General features: G+C 58.5%; 20 protein-coding genes. 5 read left to right on the top strand and 15 right to left on the bottom strand.

All coding sequences use genetic code 11. The features are described from left to right. From FKP33_RS25305 to FKP33_RS25295, 3 genes are all read right to left on the bottom strand, one after another. The coding region (locus FKP33_RS25305) for an AAA family ATPase (protein WP_236595960.1) at positions 1–1,657 on the bottom strand (1,657 nt) is incomplete at its 3' end. Further along, a complete protein-coding gene (locus FKP33_RS25300; protein WP_164751956.1) occupies positions 1,654–2,928 on the bottom strand; it encodes a metallophosphoesterase family protein in 1,275 nt (424 codons plus the stop codon). The genes FKP33_RS25305 and FKP33_RS25300, both read right to left, overlap by 4 nt. Before the next feature lie 92 nt (positions 2,929–3,020). Further along, positions 3,021–4,148 (bottom strand): glycosyltransferase family 4 protein, encoded by a 1,128-nt coding sequence (locus FKP33_RS25295; RefSeq protein ID WP_127610267.1) that lies wholly within the window; start codon positions 4,146–4,148, stop codon positions 3,021–3,023. 130 nt (positions 4,149–4,278) lie between these two features. Between FKP33_RS25295 and FKP33_RS25290 the strand changes: the two genes are divergently transcribed. Together FKP33_RS25290 and FKP33_RS25285 are read left to right on the top strand one after the other, a co-directional pair. After that, positions 4,279–5,451, top strand: a complete 1,173-nt coding sequence (locus FKP33_RS25290; protein WP_236595959.1) for a GGDEF domain-containing protein — start codon at positions 4,279–4,281, stop codon at positions 5,449–5,451. Between the two features lie 24 nt (positions 5,452–5,475). Next, entirely contained in the window at positions 5,476–5,691 is a 216-nt protein-coding gene (locus tag FKP33_RS25285) for a hypothetical protein (RefSeq protein WP_054800421.1), read from the top strand. 124 nt (positions 5,692–5,815) lie between these two features. Here the strand turns inward: FKP33_RS25285 and FKP33_RS25280 are convergent, their stop codons facing one another. After that, the gene (locus FKP33_RS25280; protein ID WP_258313555.1) at positions 5,816–6,028 is read right to left on the bottom strand and encodes a helix-turn-helix domain-containing protein; all 213 of its coding nucleotides are present in this window, start codon (positions 6,026–6,028) and stop codon (positions 5,816–5,818) included. Positions 6,029–6,261: 233 nt separating this feature from the next. On the opposite strand from FKP33_RS25280, the gene FKP33_RS25275 reads away from it, so the two are divergent. After that, complete coding sequence (locus FKP33_RS25275; protein WP_127610266.1) at positions 6,262–6,594, top strand: DUF1904 family protein; 333 nt, start codon at positions 6,262–6,264, stop codon at positions 6,592–6,594. Positions 6,595–6,776: 182 nt separating this feature from the next. Further along, positions 6,777–7,193 (top strand): helix-turn-helix transcriptional regulator, encoded by a 417-nt coding sequence (locus FKP33_RS25270; RefSeq protein WP_127610264.1) that lies wholly within the window; start codon positions 6,777–6,779, stop codon positions 7,191–7,193. A 173-nt stretch (positions 7,194–7,366) separates the two neighbouring features. Here FKP33_RS25270 and FKP33_RS25265 read toward each other — a convergent pair whose 3' ends face one another. From FKP33_RS25265 to queD, 7 genes are all read right to left on the bottom strand, one after another. Beyond that, a complete protein-coding gene (locus tag FKP33_RS25265) occupies positions 7,367–8,530 on the bottom strand; it encodes an MFS transporter (RefSeq protein WP_141336676.1) in 1,164 nt (387 codons plus the stop codon). A 128-nt stretch (positions 8,531–8,658) separates the two neighbouring features. Continuing rightward, entirely contained in the window at positions 8,659–9,531 is an 873-nt protein-coding gene (locus FKP33_RS25260; RefSeq protein ID WP_127610260.1) for a LysR family transcriptional regulator, read from the bottom strand. 38 nt (positions 9,532–9,569) lie between these two features. Continuing rightward, positions 9,570–11,123 carry a sensor histidine kinase gene (locus tag FKP33_RS25255; RefSeq protein WP_141336675.1) on the bottom strand — a complete coding sequence of 518 codons (1,554 nt, stop codon included), beginning with the start codon at positions 11,121–11,123 and terminating at the stop codon, positions 9,570–9,572. Further along, a complete protein-coding gene (locus FKP33_RS25250; protein ID WP_141336674.1) occupies positions 11,120–11,803 on the bottom strand; it encodes a response regulator transcription factor in 684 nt (227 codons plus the stop codon). Before FKP33_RS25250 ends, FKP33_RS25255 begins: the two co-directional genes overlap by 4 nt. 275 nt (positions 11,804–12,078) lie before the next feature. Continuing rightward, positions 12,079–12,768 carry a 7-cyano-7-deazaguanine synthase QueC gene (gene queC, locus FKP33_RS25245; RefSeq protein WP_054798355.1) on the bottom strand — a complete coding sequence of 230 codons (690 nt, stop codon included), beginning with the start codon at positions 12,766–12,768 and terminating at the stop codon, positions 12,079–12,081. 40 nt (positions 12,769–12,808) lie between these two features. Next, positions 12,809–13,495, bottom strand: coding sequence for a 7-carboxy-7-deazaguanine synthase QueE (locus FKP33_RS25240; RefSeq protein ID WP_127610256.1), 687 nt, complete (start codon positions 13,493–13,495; stop codon positions 12,809–12,811). Next, entirely contained in the window at positions 13,495–13,968 is a 474-nt protein-coding gene (gene queD, locus FKP33_RS25235; protein ID WP_054798356.1) for a 6-carboxytetrahydropterin synthase QueD, read from the bottom strand. Before queD ends, FKP33_RS25240 begins: the two co-directional genes overlap by 1 nt. Before the next feature lie 134 nt (positions 13,969–14,102). On the opposite strand from queD, the gene FKP33_RS25230 reads away from it, so the two are divergent. Then, entirely contained in the window at positions 14,103–15,524 is a 1,422-nt protein-coding gene (locus FKP33_RS25230) for an RsmB/NOP family class I SAM-dependent RNA methyltransferase (RefSeq protein ID WP_141336673.1), read from the top strand. Between the two features lie 135 nt (positions 15,525–15,659). On the opposite strand, the gene FKP33_RS25225 is transcribed toward FKP33_RS25230, so the two are convergent. The 4 genes from FKP33_RS25225 to FKP33_RS25210 form a co-directional block, all read right to left on the bottom strand. Next, positions 15,660–16,703 carry a hypothetical protein gene (locus FKP33_RS25225; RefSeq protein WP_141336672.1) on the bottom strand — a complete coding sequence of 348 codons (1,044 nt, stop codon included), beginning with the start codon at positions 16,701–16,703 and terminating at the stop codon, positions 15,660–15,662. Positions 16,704–16,999: 296 nt separating this feature from the next. Continuing rightward, positions 17,000–17,824 (bottom strand): Cof-type HAD-IIB family hydrolase, encoded by an 825-nt coding sequence (locus tag FKP33_RS25220; RefSeq protein WP_054798353.1) that lies wholly within the window; start codon positions 17,822–17,824, stop codon positions 17,000–17,002. A 29-nt stretch (positions 17,825–17,853) separates the two neighbouring features. Next, positions 17,854–18,615: a pseudouridine synthase gene (locus tag FKP33_RS25215; RefSeq protein ID WP_141336671.1), complete on the bottom strand. Its 762-nt coding sequence runs from the start codon at positions 18,613–18,615 to the stop codon at positions 17,854–17,856. A gap of 5 nt (positions 18,616–18,620) precedes the next feature. Then, on the bottom strand, positions 18,621–19,021 hold a 401-nt coding region (locus FKP33_RS25210; RefSeq protein WP_181410279.1), incomplete at its 5' end, for an RsmF rRNA methyltransferase first C-terminal domain-containing protein.

Genomic DNA, 19,021 nt, shown 5'->3' with positions numbered 1-19,021 from the left:
CGGAAAGCCGCTCCGGCTTACGCGATCCGCGGCGCCCGAGCGTCAACCAGACGCTTGCGCCGAGCAGCAGGACGAAAGCGACGCCCGCTGCCGTCGTCTCGCGGAACAGCAGCAGCGCGGCAGGCAGCGCCAGCGTCAGCGCGTAAACGCCGATCACGGGGACCCCGGACGCGCCCGAGCCGGCAGCCTCGCCGTCAGGAGCCGCCCCTTGTCCGAGCCGCTCCAAATCGCGCAACCGCTGCTCCGCGTAACGAATCTCCCGCTGGGCGTCTTTCCACTCGCCGAACAAGCGTCGTGCCGTTTTCACCCGCTCCAGCGCAGATGCTGCCGTCTCTCCGCCCGCGAACGGGTTCGGCGGCTCAACGCCATCCCGGGCCGAAGCCTCATTCGAAACCGCCGTCTCTCCTTCCAAGCGCCGAATCTCCGCCGCAAGCAGCGCGTCTTCGTGCTGCCACGCGCGCCACTCGTCGCGAAAGCCCGCTGCCTGCTCGCGAAGCATCACCGTCGAAGGCAGACGATCCAGCGTTTCGATCGACCAACCCGGCCCGATCCGCCGCAATAACCGCTCCAGGCCGAGGCCCAGCTGTTCTTCCTCCGCCTCCGCTTCGGCCAGCTGGCGCTTGCCTTCCTCGTAGGCGGCGAGCCGATCGAGCAGCGACTCCAGCTCCGCTTGCCGGGCGAGTATCGCTTCACGCCGCTCCCGCCCGCTCTCCAGCGAGGCCAGCTTCGCTTCCGCTTCGTTCGCAGCCAAAGTCACCGCATCCAGCTCGGTCGTCAACCGCTCGAGCTCCGCTTCGAACGCTTCCTCTCGCAGAACGGCGTCCTCCGGCACCTCGTCGAGCGACCCCGGCAGCGCCGCAAGCTCACGCTCCACTTCCTCCAGACGGCGCGCGAATTGCAGCGCCTGGCGGCTGCGGTCCAGTTCCCCCGCTTCCCGCTGCAGGCGCTCCAGCTCCGCCTCCAAGACGCCGCACCGTTCCGTTAACCGTGCCCCTTCTTCCACCAGCAGCCGGTATGATTCGGCTTCCGACCGGCTCGCCCGCAGCCGCTCTTCCACCGCCGCAAGCTCCCGCAGCGCTTGATTCACGAGCGGCGTCCGGCCGCGCGGCCGGTAAAGCTGCTCCAGCTCCTGCGTCAGCTTCTTCTGCGCGGCTTGAATCGCCGTGCCGCTGAGGCCGAGACCCGCGCTGTACAGAAAGCCGCTCACTTCATCGGACTGCAAAGTGCCCAGCTCCTGCAGCTCCGATAACCCGAAGGCGAATAACTGGCGGAACAGCTCCGGAGTCAGGCCTCCGACCAACGCCGCCAATTCCGTTTCCCCGCCGGTCGTCCCGTCCGGGAAAACGACCTTGACTGCGCCGGCGGCCGGCGTTTTGCCGCGCCCGTCCGCCGAACGGTCCCAGCGTTCCACCCGAATGCGGCGCCCGGCGGCGTCCCGCACCGTCAACGCCCCGCCCTGGATGACGGCCGGATCCGGCGCATAGCGGGTCGTGCCGCCGCGGGTCGTAAATCCGAACAGCACCGTGCGAATAAATTCCAGCACCGTGCTTTTGCCCGCTTCGTTCGGACCGTAGACGAGCGTCACCGGCCGGTCGGTGTGAAGCGTTACTTCACGCAAGGAGCCGTATGCCTGAATGTCTATCCGTTCGAGGATCATCCGTTCCACCCCGTTTCCGCCCCGGATGCCAGCAGATCGATCGCCAGCTCTTCCGCTTCTTTCATCATCGCCTGGCGTTCTTCTTCCGTACAATCGGTCCACATCGACGCAAGCGCCGGATGTGCGGCGAGCGGACCAAGCGCTTCCTTCGCGAAGACGTCGAAACGTTCGCGGTCGCCGGCCGTCTCGCGCGAAAGCCGAAGCAGCTCGCCCAGAAAGCCGGACTGCGCCGCAAGCTTCTCGGGGTCTACCGGAGCCCCCGTTCGATCCGTCAAGCTTTCGAGCCAGCTGTCTCCCGCCTGCTCGCGCAGCATCGAGGCGAGCTCCGCCAAGGCGCCTGCTCTTCTCAGCACCGCGTGCATCGGACCCCGGCCGGTCAGCGTCAACCGAACGATCGCCGAACGTCCCTCGCTCCGTTCGCGCGCAGCAAACAAAGCGTCCTCCAACGCTTCCTTCAGCTGTTGTTCCGAATCCAAGCCCTCGATCGGCACCTCGCCTTCCTCCCATCGCCATACGTCAAGCGCATGGAACGTCGGCTCCGCCTCCCCCTGCTCGGACACGCGCACGACATAACAGCCGCGCGCCCCGGTTTCCCGGATATGACGGCCCTGCACGTTGCCCGGGTAAACGACCCAAGGCCGCTCGTGAAGAATACGCCGCGTATGGATATGGCCAAGCGCCCAATAATCGACGCCCCGCCCAAGCAGATCGGCCAAACGGCAGGGCGCGTAATTGCCGTGCTCCCCGTCGCCGTCCACATTCGTATGTAACAGTCCGATATGAAACAGTCCGTCCCCCCAGTTGGCATAGCCGGGGGTCAAATTATCGGTCACCGCCGCCCGGTCGAACGAAATGCCGGAGATTCGCGCCAGCGGCTGCCCGTCCTCCGCATAAACCAAAGCGCTTTCCACCGCTTCGCAGCCGAATACGCGGACGCCACCCGGCAGCCTCAGCTTAGCCGTATACCCTTCCAGCAGCGGATCGTGGTTGCCGTGAATAATGAAGGCCGGTATGCCTTCGGCCGCCAAAGCTTCCAGCGCCTGTTGAAAGCGAAGCTGGGCGCGCAGCGAACGATCTTTGGCCTCATAGATATCGCCGGCAAACAAAACAAAGTGGACCCGCTCTCGAAGCGCAAGCTCGACCAGCCGGTCCAAGGCGGCGAATGTCGAGTCCCGAATATCGCTGCGCAGCCGCTCCGGTAAACCGGTCAACCCTTTAAAAGGACAATCCAAATGCAAATCCGCGGCATGTATAAATCGGAAGGACCGCATGTCCATCCCTTCCTTTCTTTTATCCCTGCTTGTAAAAGCCAAAAAAGCGGAAGCCGCTTCTCCCAAAGCACGGGCTCCCGCTTCCTTTTCACTTATTCTTTCTTATAAGACCGGTACACAGCTCGCAGCTGCTGCACGACACGCGTCATGGAATACGCTTTAAGCGCCTTCTCCAGCGCGATCCGCGAAAGCTGGTATCGATACATCGGATCGCCGATGACCTTCTCCAGCGCGGCCGCCAGCGCCGGTACGTCATCAACGGGCACAAGCAGTCCGTTGGTGCCGTGTTCGATCTGTTCGCCGATCCCTCCGACATCCGTGCCGACGACGGCCAATCCGCACAGCGCGGCTTCCGCAAATACGGAACCGAACGATTCGGCGCGGGACGGAAGCACAAACACGTCAAAGAACGGCATGAAATCTTCCGGATGTAAAATATACCCGTAAAAAATCGTTTCCTCGTATATATCCAGCTTAACCGCCAATTCCTCCAGCTCTTGACGAATCGGCCCGTCACCGATCAGATGAAGCACGAACTTGTGGCCCTTTTGCTTCAGCTCGGCACAAGCGTACAGCAGCGTATCGAGCCCTTTGGCAGGCACGAGACGGCAGACCGAGATCAGCTGCGGCACCTTGTTCTCGTGCTGTACGGGACGAAACCGCTTCTCGTCGAAGCCGTTCGGAATGACCCCGACACGCTCCGGTTCCTGGAGGTAATCGGCCATATAATGTTTAAACGAATTGGACACCGTGATCAATTGGTCCGCACGTTCCTCGAGCTCCCGGTAAATCGAAGTCAGGAAGGCGTGCTCCGGTCCATTTTCCGCAATTTTCCCGTTCAGGATCAGCTCTTTCTCGTAACTGGAATGCACCGTCATGATGAGCGGCGTTTCCGGGAACACTTGTTTCATGACGAGGCCGGCGATCGGATGATGCGCGTGAATCAAGTCGAACGACTTCTGAATCCGCAGCTTCGTCCACCAGACGTAATCTTTATAGGTTTGAATATACTTGTCAACAATGGGATTACCCGCGTAAACCGTCCAATCGAAGGTCGAGAAACGAACTTCCTCCGTGCCTTTACCGCGGATGCGCTTAGGCAGCGAGAACAGTTCCATCTCCCATCCCCGTTTATTGAACCGGTCCAGCATGAACGGAACCATGGAAGAAACCCCGCCCGGCTGCTCCGGCGGAAAAAACAAAGCTTGAAGCACTCGCATGAAAAATAAACCCCCGGTCTCCCCAAAGTTGTAGGCTTGTTCCCTACCTACCATCCTAACAGGTATGAAAACATACGACAAGACTTCCCTAATCGAATGTACGTTTGGTATAATGGGAGTCACCTTAAGGTTGAGACGGAGGCATATACACGAATTTATGGACAGTATTACGTTATCCGACGTATTATTCGGACCGACCGGCACGGTCTGGCTTTACTCTATGCTGACGGTCATCATCGCAATGACCCTGCTCGTCTCGATCCGCCTGCTGCTCTCCCGCCGGAAGATCGGCTACTTCTCGATGATTGTCGCGCTCGGCATTGTGCTGATTCAATACGGACAATTGATCGCCAAAGCCTTCAGTCCGCAAATGAGCGACGTGGAAGCCTTCGCGGCGCTTCTTCTGAAGGTGCTCGCCTTCGTGATGATCAATATCGGAATCTACCAATTATACAATCCGACGCGCAAGAGGGACATCGTCACGTTTATGTTTTTTGTGCTGGCGACCGCGGCCGTTTCCCTTACGTATTGGCTTGCGCCCAATTGGCTCCAGAGCGGCGACGATAACTCCCGGCTGCTGCGTCCGCTCGGTTTGGAGCTGTACTTGTTTGTGCTGTTGTTCTTAAGCTTCCTGCTCGTGAATCCGCGCATCGGACAGAACGGCAAATACCAGGCGATACTGACCGTTTATTTCGTCACGCATACGGTGCATATGGCAAACCTGTACCTTTTCGACGCCAATCAGCCCGCCCTGCGGTTGCTGGAGCAAACGCTTCCGTTCGTGCTGCATTCGATCTTGTTCTTGTTTATATTCGAGCGGGTTATCGAGCTGATGCAGGCGATTTATATGTCTTCGATTACAGACGGGCTAACCCGGCTGTATAATCGCAAATATTTCCAAAACCGGGTCCACCAAGCGGTTCAACAGCGGATGCCTGTATCGGTCATTTTCAGCGATATCGATAATTTCAAGAAGCTGAACGATACGAAGGGGCACCATATGGGCGATCAAGTGCTGAAGCAAGTTGCGCAGATCGTTCGGGAGGAAACCGACGAAGCCGGGATTTGCGGCCGGTACGGCGGCGAGGAGATGGTTGTGCTGATCACCGATCCCGACGCCAGCGCCGGCGCATTAGCCGAACAAATCCGCTCGCGCGTCGAGGCGGAAACGATCGTGACGGTCAGCATGGGCTACAGCCGGTTGAAAAAGGGTGTCGGCCCGGACGAGCTCGTCAAGCAGGCCGACGAAGCCATGTACAAAGCAAAAACAAGCGGCAAAAACAAAGTGGTCGGGTGGGAGTAACCGAACCGTAGGAGGAACTTAGATATGGCTCACAATCGTCGTTTAACGACCGATCAGGATTTCAAAGAGGCGCAGGAACGCCAGGTGCCCATACGCGTGTTTCAAGACGACCATATCGTCGATTCGGGCGGGATTGTCGTTCGTTTCACCGAGGAGACCGTCGTTCTGCAATCCGGAGTCAGCGACGTCGCTTATCACCAGCGAGCGCTATGCGAGTTTTTTGAAATGAGAAAACGATAGCCGGACGAGTCCGGCAGCGAATACATGAGCGGCGGCAGCGAGAATACGATCCGATCGCACCCGGCGACGGGCGCGCCAGCCCGATCCCGGCATCGCGCAGCTTGCCGCCGTATCGACATGACGCTCATTCGATCTGAAACAGCTCCTCCATCGGCCGCTCCAGCACCTCGCTCAACTTCTTCGCCGTACCGGGACCTACCGTCTTCATCGATCGCTCCAACAAACTGACATAGGCATAGCTTAATCCGGAACGCTCCGCCAGCTGGCGCTGAGTCAAGCCTTTCACGATCCGTGCTTTCACAACCGCATTCGTTCTCGCAATGATCCGCATTTCCATCTCCCCCAAGATCTTCCTGTTTATTTTCCATTATACCACCATTATTCACTTGTGCAACAAAATATTTTTACATTTGTTAACATGCGGGCGAGCGGGGAGCACCGAGTATTTTTTGAATAAAAGCTGCCGCTGCATCGGTCAGAGGATTGACAACCTCGTTTCTTGTGATTAAAATCACAAAGATAGGACATATCGCTGCAACCGCCTATACCATACGAAATGAAGGGATTAAAATGCCGTATTTACGCTTCAAAGGTTTCCCTGCCCCGTTCGTCGAACAAATAGCCCCTGCAGTTGTCGATCAATTTGCCTCGATCGTAGACATTCCGAAAGAAAAGGTAAAACTCGAGCTGCTTCAAGTGCTGCAAATTACGAATACGCCATTGTCCGTTGAAATTATGATGTTTCCCCGGGCGCAGCGCCTTCACGACGAGCTTGCGGCCGCCATCCACGATTTGCTGTTCGCCCATGACTATCGCAACGTGCATATTTTTTTCATTCTATTATCGCCGGAGCTTTATTATAAAGAAGGCAAGCCGCTGCAAGTCTTCCCCGGTCCGCGGTGACAGAGCGCTTGCAGCGCTCTTTTTTTTAGCCGCCTGCTCCTCCTCTCCGTTCCCCTGTTGTCCCGCCCCTTAACGATACCTGCCATTGTGCTGCCGAAAGTTTACTGTTAATATGAGAATGTTAACCAACATTTACCTTCCGTTTCATCCTATTTATTCTACCCGTACTGTAGGTGTCCTTCATGCCTTTTTATGAACAATTGAAAGATATGCGCAAATTAAAAGGGTTTACAATCCGCGAGTTGGCCGATCGCTCAGGGGTGTCCGCCGCCTATATTTCGCAGATGGAGAACGGCAATCGGGGCGTCCCTTCCCCCGACGTGCTGATGAAGCTGTCCGAAGGGTTAAATACGCCCTACACCGAGCTCATGAAAATCGCCGGTTACTTGGATAAGCCCGAGCCGACGGCACCGGATGGACAACCCGCTGCCATCGGCCGACCGCGCGTTAATCTGCGGCGCTTTTTGCAGGAGAACGATCTGATCTTTGACGGCATTGAATTAACCGAGCTCGATAAAGATTGGATTGAGCGAATGCTGACCGTCATGTTCTGGCGGGACAAGCGGCTTCAAGAGCCGGAGACGGACTCGAACGGCTGACCGTCCCGAAGCGGGCGGCTGGCACGGCAACCAAACAAGTCCGACGGACGACCGGGATTTCCGGCGCCGTCGGACTTGTCGCATTTAGAAGGAAAAGGCTCCCTTTCTTCTGAAAAATAGAAAATTGCCTCATTTAAGATAATGCCGTTCCGCTATGCATAGCGGCGCATGGCTTACGCTCCTGTCGCCTCCGGCTCCTCGCCCGGCTTCGCGCGGGTCAGGAAGGCGCCGCCGATCAGAAACGCGCCGCTCACATAAAAAACCGACAGCAGGCCGACCGAATTGCCGACAAGCCCGAAGAACATCGGCGCCAGCAGCTGCGACAACCGGTTGGAAGCCAGACGCAGTCCGAGCACTTCGCCGGTTCTCGTCTTCGGCGAAGCATTGTAAGTCGTCGTCATCGACAGCGGCTGTCCGCAGCCAAGGCCGAGGCCCATCATCGCGCTGAGCACGCCGAATAAGTATACATGACCGGCGAACGGAACAAGTATAAACGACAGCCCCGCCACAAAAATAGACGACAGCAGCACGCGGTCGCGGCCGAATTTGCCCGTCATTCTTCCCAGCAGCATGCGTACGAATACCATGGCCAATCCTTGTACGGCAATGATCCAGCCGATGCTCGATTCGGAAACGCCTGCCCCCGCCGCAAATAACGGAAAATAGGCGATGAAGATGTCTTTCGAATACAAGACGAGCGCGCTGGAAGCCAGCGCCTTGCGCAGTACCGGAATTTTCAGCAGCTGAAGCGAGCTTGCGCTTTCGGCGGGCTCCGCCTCTGCAGCCGGCGCCTTCCTGGCAACGATGACCGGGATCAGGAATGACAGGCTGAGCGGCAGCATACCGACGAAGCCTGCGGTCATAAAGGCGACCCCGTAAGAGAAGTGCTCGGCCAAGTAACCGCCGATAACCGGCCCGACGAAAGATCCCATCGCCACGAACATGCTGAAAATGCCGAAGACCTGGTCGCGCGTTTCCTTGGTCGCCGCATTGCCGAGCACGTTCTGCAGCGACACCGTAATGAAGACGTGCGAAATGCCGACCAAGGCTTGCGACGCATACAACGCCGCCATCGAAGGAAACAAATACGGCAGCGCCACGCCGATCGTCGCTCCGAGCGACCCGAGCACAATCGGCAGCCTGTCGCCGACGAGATCCGCCACCTTGCCCGCGCGAATCGCGAACGCCAGCGGCAAAATCGCATAAGCGGCGGTCAGCAGGCCGATATCCATCGTCCCGGCGCCCAATTCGGACGCATAGAGCGTAATAAGCGGCCTCGTCAAGTAGATCATCGTGTGAAAGCAAAGCGCAATCAGCAATATCACTCGTAACGTCATGTCCAATCATCCGTTCTTCTAGGAGTATGCCCCTATTGTAATCTACCAATGGGTCCAGTGAAAATACGGATTGCGTATCGTCAGCCATAGCCAAAACGAATAGCTGCCGCCTCGGGGTCAGGCTCAGGCTAAAGCCCTTCCTTCAGATCCAGCGCTTTCACGAACTCGACGAACGTGCGGACCAGGTTCAGCTCCAACGTCTCTTCGTGATAATACATCCATGTGCGCCGCACGATCGGCTGCCCTTCGGCGTCAAGCAGGTCCTGCTTGAACAAGCCTTCCGCATCGCCGAGCACGGAGTGCGGCAGGATTGCGTAGCCGAGTCCGTTCAGCAGCATTTCGCGGCATGTTTCGGATTTGTCGACCTCCATGCCTATATAGGGCGGCTGTGTATAATGCTCGGTCCACCACTTGTCGATCAGCGACTTGAACAGCGGGTCCGTCTGGTAATCGATGCGCGACAAATACGGAAGACGCTCGAGCTGCAGCTCCTCCTTGGAGGCGATGCAGATCGCCTCTTCCGACAGCAAATACTTCTGACCGGGCCATGCGTATTCGCCGCGTACGAAGCCCACGTGCACCTCCTGGTTGTATATGAGGTGAAACACGTCTTTGCTCCAGCCGGTCATTACCTTGAACTCTACGCTCGGATACCGGTCCTTAAAAAGCTTCAGCAGCCTCGGCAGCGTCTTGCGCGTGATCAGATTCGTGACCGCCAGCCGCAGCGTGCCGACGACCTGATTCTCCATGTTCAGCACATGATCTTTGATCTTGCGTAGACGGGTGATCATCTCGTCGGCACACTTGGCCAAATATTCGCCTTCCGGAGTAAAATGCACCCCGCGCCGGCCCCGGTGCACAATCAGCACGCCGAATTCCTTCTCGATTTGCCGCAGGCGATTCGTCAGCGACGGCTGGGATATGAATAAGCTTTCGGCCGTTTTCGTAATGTTTTTTTGCCTGTACAGTTCCTTCAGAATGATCCAGTTCAAATCTTCCATCCGTAGGCCTCCATGGACGATCTTAAGCGGCAAACCGGTTAAGCTCCTGAATCCGCAACGGCTCCCGGCGGGTGAAGCGGCAGATGAATGCGGAATGACGTCCCCTCGCCTTCGACGCTCTCGACCTCAATGGTTCCCCCGTGCAGGTCGACGATCGACTTCGTGATCGACAAGCCGAGTCCGGCTCCGCCCTGCGCGCGGGAACGCGCCGAATCGACCCGGTAAAACCGGTCGAACACATGAGGCAGCTGTTCCTCCGGTATGCCCGCGCCGTTATCGCTGACGTGCAGCACGCAGCCGCTGCGCTCATGCGTCAGCTCGACTGCAATCCGCCCCTGCTCGGGATCCGTATGCTGCACCGCATTGTGAAACAAATTAAGCAGCACCTGTTTGATTTTATCGCGATCGAACACGGCCTTCACTTCCGGTGTAATCGACAAGCGAAGCGTCCGTTCGCCGGCTAACAGCCGAAGCTGCGGCTCCATTTCCAAAACGGTCCGGTCCAGCAGCCCCTCGGTCCATTCTACCTCGGGCGTCCGGTCAAGTCTAGCAAGCAGCAGCAAGTCGGCGACCAGCTTGTTGATGCGCTCCGACTCGCTGAGCATGCTGCGCAGCGCCCGGTCAAGCTGCTGCGGATGCTGCGCAGCGCCGCGGATCAAGACTTCGAGGAAGCCGTGAATCGACGTCAGCGGCGTACGCAGCTCATGAGACGCGTCCGCGACGAAACGGCGCATCTTCTCCTTCGCCTCCTGCTCGGCAAGGAAAGACGTCTCCAGCCGCTGCAGCATCCCGTTGAACGAATAGGACAGCCGGTCGATCTCGGCCTGCCCTTGTCCGGTCGGCAGCCGCTGGGCCAGCTGGCCGGCGTCGATTTGCTCCACCGTACGCATGATATTGTTCAGCGGCACAAGCGTTCGTTTCAGTACGGGCAAGTAGGTCACGAGCCCGAACAATAAGGCGATCGCGGCGAGCCCGAGGAAAGTCAGCAGCTGGCTGAACAGCACTTCGTCCAGGAACCGCGTCCCGATGCTTGCCTGCACGACGCCCTGCAGGCGGCCGCGGGCGTTCACCGGCTGCAGGACGACCATCTGCTTCTCCCCGTTCGCACCGCGAACGATCCGGTAGTCGACTTCACTCTTATTGTCTAACGCATCGCTATAGTCCTGGGGGGCCAGGCGCGGGATGCTCTCGGCGGCGGTTTCTCGCCTGCCGGTCGTGCCGCCGTCTCCCTCCGTGTCCGATGCAGACGTTTCGTCTCCTTTAATCACCGTAAAGCCGCCGTTTGCGTCGATGAAAGCAAGCTTCACCCCGGCAATCGTCCCGTTCGACATCGGTCGGCCGGGCAGCGCAACCTCGTCCTTCCGCGGCATCCGTCCGCCACCGCCGGGCATCCACATATCGTGAGGCATCGTCAGGATTTGGCTTTGAATGGTCATCGCTTGATTGCGGTACAGAAACTGCTGCATCAGCAAGTATTGCAGACCGCCGATCAGCAGCAAAATCGCGGCGAGAATCATAAGCGACCGCGAAAGCAGCTGGAAGCGCAGCGAATGGGGATGCAGCGCTCCCTTCAGGCTTCGCGCGGCGCTCATGACAAGTCAACCCGGTAGCCCGCACCGCGCAGCGTTCGAATTAAACGATGCTCCTTGTCGTTCAACTTATCCCGCAGCGAACGGATATACACTTCCACGATGTTCTCTTCCCCGCCGAAATCGTAGCCCCATACTTTGTCCAGGATGACGGCTTTACTCAGCACGATCCCTTTGTTGATGACCAGAAAGTGAAGCAGATCGTATTCCGTCGGCGAGAGCTCGAGCACCCGCTCCCGATAGCTGATTTCCTTGCGGCGGTCATCGATTTTGAAGGGTCCGATCCGGACCTCGCCCAACAGATGCGGAAACTGGTTGCGGACGCGGGCATGAATGCGGGCCAGCAGCTCGTCAAAGCTGAACGGCTTGCTCATGTAGTCATCCGCGCCGAGCGTCAGCCCTTTGACCCGATCGTTCACTTCTTCTTTTGCGGTCAGCATGATGACGGCAATCTGTTCCTCCTGCTTCAGCAGACGGCATACCTCGAACCCATCCATGCCCGGCATCATCACATCGAGAACGGCGACATGCGGCCGAACCTTTTCGGCGAGCGTCAAGGCCGTCAAACCGTCCTGCGCCGTAAACACCTCGAACCCTTCATTAACGAGCCCCAGCTCGAGAAACTGTAAAATATTCGGTTCATCGTCCACCAGTAAAATCTTGATTCCTTTCAGAGCGCGCATCGCAGTCGCTTTCCCTTCCTCAACCGCCGCCTTGGACGGCTTTTGTCTTATTGTACGCCTTGGACGCCTTGTACGCCGGGTCCCGGCTCGTAACGCTATCGTACGCCCCTCATCTGAATGCAGCCTGAAGACTGCCTGAAATTCCGCTGAATGCGGTAAGGCGCGCCGCTGCAAGCCAAATACGACAAAAAGTCCGAAGAACCGCAAGCCGGGGGTACCGCCGGAGCCTTGCGTTTCTTCGGACTGGATCGGTTTCTCGCCGATTTCGTTAGGGTTTACAAGCTCCGGTAAGCGATCGGATCGGACGATTGCGCGTCGGCAAAGCCTTTCAACCGCAGACGGCAGCTGTCGCATTCCCCGCACGCTTCTTCTTGTCCGTTGTAACAAGAAGTCGTCAAGTGATAAGGCACGCCGAGCCGCTCGCCCTGGCGAATAATTTCCGCCTTCGTCCAATCGATCAACGGCGTTTCGATCTTGATCGGCACCCCTTCCACGCCGACGCGCGTCGCCAGCGCCATAACTTCCTCCACCTTGCGGATAAATTCGGGACGGCAGTCGGGATACCCGCTGTAATCCAATGCATTGACCCCGATGTAGATCGCCTCCGCCCCCGTTACCTCCGCATACGAAGTGGCAATGGACAAGAACAGCAGGTTGCGTCCCGGCACGTACGTGACGGGGATGTCCGATTCGACCGGACCGCTCTCCCCGGCAGGCGGCACATCGATCGAATCGTCCGTCAAAGCGCTGCCGCCGAACTCCTTCAGAAATCCGAGCGAGATCACCTTATGCCGGTCCGCCACTCCGTAAAATTCCGCAACGAGCCTTGCGTTCTCGATCTCGCGGCGCTGCCGCTGGCCGTAATCGAACGTAATCGGATATACGTCATACCCGGCTTCGCGCGCGATTCCCATGCACGTCGTGCTGTCGAGACCTCCGCTTAAAATAACTACCGCCTTTTTCATCAAGCCGTACCTTCTTCCTTCAGAAATCATGCCTGTTCCCTTACACGCCCCGGGCCGCCGGGTCCCAAATGATCTTATGCAGCTGCATATTCAGCTTGACATGCGACAGGCCGTGCTCCAGCATAAGCCCGACGAGCTTGGCCGGCGGCATCGTTTCCCAAACCGGGCTGAACAACGGCAGCGCAGCGGTCGGATAACGCTCCAGCACCGCCTTGGCCGCTTCGAAATCGCGGTCGCTGCCGATGACGAATTTCAGCTCGTCCTGCTTGCGAAGCAGTGCGAAATTCGCCGTCGCCATCTTATCCTCTTCGCCCGAATCGGGCAGCTTGTAGTCCATAATATACCGCACGTTCGGCGAGGTGATGCGACGAATGAACGGCTCCAGCTCAATCGCCCCGTTCGTCTCAATATGAATGTCCTCGTAACGTCCCGTCCCGGCCAGCGCCTCAATCAACGCGGCGGACTTGTCGCCGTAGAGCAGCGGCTCGCCGCCGGTCAAGCATAGATGCTTCGCGCCGAAGCTCGTCGCTTTGCTCACGATCTCGTCGACCGACATGACGAACTCCGCTTCTGCCGGCGGATAGCTGTACTTCGTATCGCACCACGTGCAGCGCAAATTACAGCCGAACAGACGCACAAAAACGGTCGGGAATCCGGCACGCGTGCCCTCTCCCTCAACCGTTTCGAAAATTTCCACCATCGGCAGCTTGATTACGGGTGAAGACATCAAGATTCCTCCCCCATCAGCCTGGCCGTCACCGCAGCGAAGCTGGTCGGCGTCTCCCATAAGCGAACTTCTTCGAGACGTACCGCCGGATACAAGCCTTCCGCCTTCAAGGCGCCGGACAGCTCCTCGTACATCCAGACGACCATGTTCTCGGCCGTCGTGTTCATCGGCGGCAGCACGTCGTTCAAATACCGGTGATCCAATTTATCAATAACGCGTTCTTTCGCGATCCGCTTTATATCGGCAAAATCGATGGTAATGCCGCGCTCGTCCACTTTGCCCCGCATGATGACCTGCAGCTTGTACGTGTGGCCGTGCAAGCTCTTGCATTTCCCTTCGTAGCAATGCAAATGGTGGGCGCTGTCGAACGTGAACTCCTTGGAAACGAGCACCTCTCGGTCGTGATACTTGAGCTCGCTCTTCTGGATGTCCTCGCCTAAGATTTGCACTTTTCTAGGAAAATCGTATTCCATCGGCGCATTCCCCCCTTTTCCGAAAAACATCAAACTATTATACCATGCACGCCTCGCTTCTCACAATATAGGGAAAGCTGTATAATGAAGGCTAATGTGTTCGCGACGAATGGAAAGGAGTTAAGGAAACGAATATGGTCGATTTACCCCGAGCTTACATCGAACAAATGCGGCGGCTGCTGTCCGGCGAAGCGGAGGCGTTCTTGCAATCTTACGGCGAACCAAGGACGCAGGGCCTGCGTTTGAACACCTATAAAATCGGAGCCGCGCGTGAAGAAACGGTACGCAGCCTGACGGAGGCCTTCGGCCTGGAACCCGTACCGTGGTGCGAAAGCGGCTACTATTATCCGGAGGACCGCCGTCCGGGCAAGCATCCGCTGCATGCGGCCGGCTTGTATTACATTCAGGAGCCGTCGGCCATGTCCGCCGTCGAGCTGCTCGCCCCCGCACCCGGCGATGTCGTCCTGGACCTTGCGGCCGCGCCCGGCGGCAAATCGACGCACATCGCGGACAAGCTGCAGGGCAAAGGGCTGCTCGTGTCTAACGAGATCCACCCGGTCCGGGCGAAGAGCCTTTCTGAAAATGTGGAGCGTATGGGCATCGCCAACGCCGTCGTCGTCAGCGCGACGCCGCAGCAGCTCGCGGCGAAATACCCGCGCTTTTTCGATAAAATGATGGTGGACGCTCCCTGTTCGGGCGAAGGCATGTTCCGGAAAGATCCGGATGCGATCGGCGAGTGGTCGCCCCAGCATGTGGACATGTGCGCCGCCAGACAGCTCGATATTTTGCAAGCGGCGGTCACAATGCTGAAGCCGGGCGGGCGGCTCGCTTACTCCACGTGCACGTTTAACGAGCAGGAGAACGAGCAAACCGTCGCAGCGCTGCTGACCCGGTTCCCCGCGCTGCGGCTTCTTCGCATGGAGCGCATCTGGCCGCACCGGCAGCGTGGGGAAGGACACTTCGTCGCGCTGCTGGAACTTGCGGAGCCGAGCGCCGAGGCCGCAGCGTCAACGTACAGCGCTGCCCAGGGGATCACCCGGCGCAAGGAGCGTTCGGCCCGAGGCAAGCGCGCAACCGGGCGACCGGAAGAAGACGCGCTTCGCTCGTTCCGCCGGCTCGCCGAAAGCATCGGGGGCGCAGCGTGGGCCGACGAGCTGCAAGCCTGGCTCGGCCCCGGCGAGCCGCTGCTGTTCGGCAACCAGCTTTATTGGTTTCCCGCCGCAGAGGGCAGCCCGCTCTCCGGCGACGGGCTGCACGGCCTGAAGACACTGCGGCCCGGGCTTCACCTTGCCGAGCTGAAGAAGGACCGCGCCGAGCCTTCGCACGCGCTCGCCTTGGCGCTGCCTTCCAGGCTGGCGTCGGGAATCCCGGCCGTCAGTCTGGAAGCGGACGGCGGCTCCGCAGCCGAGCGCTATTTGCGGGGGGAAACGCTGGATGCGGCTGCCCCGGGCAGCGGCTGGACGCTTGTCACCTTCGAAGGCTTCGCGCTCGGTTGGGGCAAGCAATCCGGCACGCAGATCAAGAATCATTACCCGAAAGGGCTGCGCAGGCCCTAGTCCTGCGGACGTACCCGGGTATACGAAAAATGACGTGCAAAATGGTCCCCCATTTGCACGTCATTTTTACGGTCTGCGGTCTTTTCACATTAAAAAGACGGACCCGTTCGTTGGAGAGCCCCGCAAAGCCTCTCTTTAGTGAATGGTCTCGGTTTCGAACAGCACTTCTTCGATCAACCGGTTTCTATGCATCATGGACAAGTTGAGGGCTTCATAATCCTTTTCCTTATCAAGCTCCTCCATCAGCAGCGTGGCGATCAGCTCCCGGTCCCCTTCGCTGCCCGGCTCGCGAAAGTCGATAAAACCGGTAAGCTGGCGCTGGCTGATATCGATCGTAGCGGTTCCGATGGGCAGCCCGCCCCGCGACTGTTGATAAATTTCGTAGCTCAGCACGTCGCCGTCGTCCCGGGCCAGGACAATCGAGTAGTCGCTTTTCTTCCCGTATTCGGTAAGCTCGTTCGACTCCTGCTCGCTTTCCTCCAATAGATCCTCATGCGTCAGCTCGATCGTCTCGATCACTTCATTATCGTAAAGCATATGGATGACGAACGTATCGATTTCATCCTCATCAAAATCCAGCACCAGCAAATCGGCCACGACGTCAAGCTCTTTCTCTTCGGGCTCGATCATCCAATTTACCGTGCCGGTAATATCGGCCCCATCGGTGTGCATAAACGCTTCGGCGATCCAATTCTCGTCTTTATCGTAAACGTGGTATTCGATTGTGTCTTCATCCTCGCCGACGACAACCAGCTCGTAATCGGCCAGCGTATAAACCTCGCGGTCGAACGTATCCTCATCCTCCAGCCGCGAATCGCTGTCCGCCCAATCCGTATCGTAATCGAAGTCTTCTTCCGCTTCGTCCCACCCGTTATTGTGCGCAGCCGCCGCGCGTTCCGTCGCGATGACATGATCGTAGCTGCTGTACGTCACCATGATTTCGCACGCGGTCGCTTCGATCGCATCCATAAACGCCTGCACATACTCGTGAACGCGCTCGAACACCTCTTCTTTATCGGCTTCCGACAAAACTTCCTTCTCCAACTGCAGAGAGCCGGCTATACGGGCAGACTCCCGATAAACGACCGTCAGCGTGCCAACAAACCGATTTTTAAACACAATGTCACATACTTCTCCGCCTGCCGTCCTCAAGTCCGGCCTCAGCATCACGCTGCTCATTCGGGTTCCCTCCCTGAGATGAATTAGGTTAAGCGACTAGCACGTTGCGTTCTTAGCATGTCCTTCCTGCTGCGAAAAGTATGCGCCCCGGCCCAAGCCGTCAACCAATGCAGACGGGACATGCCAAGGAACCCGTTGCGTGATTCCACTTGAAAACAGCCGCCCAACAAAAATAGCGGAACCCGATGCATGATTCGAGCTGCAAATCGGCTTCCGCCGAATAAGCTGCGAATAAGATATCTGAGTTCCGCTACAGGCAGCGAATGCCCGGGCGATTCTTCCATTCACAAGTCACTTCAACCGCCGAGCCCGATTCCTAGCGGCTCAAGCACATGCTTCATCAGTGCCGCATGCACCCCGTCTTCGTTGTTGGATAACGTCACCTCATCGGCCGCTTCCTTGACGCCGTCCGGGGAATTGTCCATCGCGATGCCGAGTCCGGCAAAGCGCAGCATGTCGACGTCGTTGAAATAGTTGCCGATCGCGATAATCTCCTCACGCCGGATGCCCCACGAGTCGGCCAAATGCTTCAACGCATTGCCCTTGGAGGCGGAAACCGCCATCACGTCGACGAACTCGACGCCGCTGCGGATGGCGTGGAATGTCTCCGGCAGCTGAAACTCCCGGCCGAAGGCGGCCTCCACGCGATCCATCTGGTCTCCGTCGCCGAACATCGTGAATTTGACGATGCCTTCTTCCATGGCGAGTACGTCGTCCACTTGTTTCGTGACGATCAGAAACTGCTCGTACATCGCGGCCGCGGCGGCCTCCGCTTTCTCCAAGTACAGATCAAGCGGCGTATTTACGTCAAAGTGGACGCCGTTCTCGCGGCAATAAGCGACCAGCGGCGCAAGCTCCTGCATTTGAAAGCTGAACTGATGAAGCACCTGCGCCCCCGGCGTTTGCACGGTAGAAGCGCCGTTGTGGGTAATCAGCACCCCTTCCAGGCCAAGCTCCTCGAACACCGGGATCGCATTCGCGGGTCCCCGTCCGGTGCACAGCACGATGCGAAGTCCGGCTTCATGCGCCAGCCGCAGCGTGCGAATCGTCCTTTCGGTCAGTTCGTGGTTATCGTTTAACAACGTACCGTCCACATCAAGCGCAATCAAGCGGTAATTCATCGGTTCTCCACTCCTCATCGGGCAACCCTTTATTGGTCCGCCTCCGGCTGTGCCGCATGCGCCTGCAGCGACTCCAGTTCGGCGGTCGTCAGCTCGCGGTACGTTCCCGTGTTCAGGTCCGGATCGAGTGCGAGGGGGCCCATGGACATTCTTTTCAAAAAAACAACCCGTTTGTTCACGGCGAGAAACATGCGTTTCACTTGATGAAACTTCCCTTCCCTGATCGTCAGCTCGATCTCGGACAGCTGTCCTGCGTCCGGCTCGCCCTTGCTCAGTATGCGAAGCTCGGCCGGCATCGTCACGTAGCCGTCGTCCAGCGTCACGCCCCGGCGAAAAGCTTCCCGGTCGCTTTCGTCGACCGCGCCCTCGACCCGGGCGTAATACGTTTTGGGGACGTGTTTGCGCGGCGACAGCAAATTGTGCGCGAGCTTGCCGTCGTTGGTCAACAGCAGCAAGCCCTCCGTATCTTTATCGAGCCGGCCGACCGGGAACAGCTCGAAGTGCGCATAGCCGTCGTCCAGCAAATCGAGCACCGTCCGGTCGCGCGTATCTTCCGTCGCCGACACGACGCCCTGCGGTTTATTGAGCATGATGTACACAAACTCCCGGTAACGGACCGGCTCGCCGTCAACCGCAATGGCGTCCCGTTCGGCATTGACCTGCAGGCCGCTGTCTTTGACGGTTTTGCCGTTCACCTGAACGGCGCCGCGCTTGACGAGTATTTTGATTTCGCTGCGTGTGCCGAAGCCCGAGTGGGCCAGCAGCTTGTCCAGGCGTAGTGTCGTTTTCATCGATCTTAGGTCCACCTCCAACCGGGCGGATATTCGTTCTTGAGCATGCCGTCCTGCCATTTGCCCCACCCGACGGGAAAGCCGTCGATGCAGACGAGGCAGAAGCCTTTGGGCTGCACGCCGTCCCCTTCGGCGTGCAGCTCATCCGGGGCGAGCTCCAGCGTCTCGCCCTTCAAATACCGCACGGCCCGGCTGTCGCCGGCCGTCAGCATCACGCGGCGCCGCGCCTCCGCCGCGCGCAGACCCAAAGCCAGCGCTTGCGAGGGCGCAAAGCGCTGCTTGGCCGCGCCGCCGAGGTACCATCCGGGTCGAATGACCCGGATGCCGTCGAGCGGCGGCAGCCCTTGCGGCGCCGCGCATGTCGTCTTTCGCTGCCAATGCTCTGCACCTCCTTCGTAAAGGCGGC

This window comes from Paenibacillus sp. tmac-D7, assembly GCF_006519665.1.
In the GTDB taxonomy this organism is placed as follows: Bacteria; Bacillota; Bacilli; order Paenibacillales; family NBRC-103111; genus Paenibacillus_G; species Paenibacillus_G validus.
This window is presented reverse-complemented; position numbering and strand designations above follow the sequence as displayed.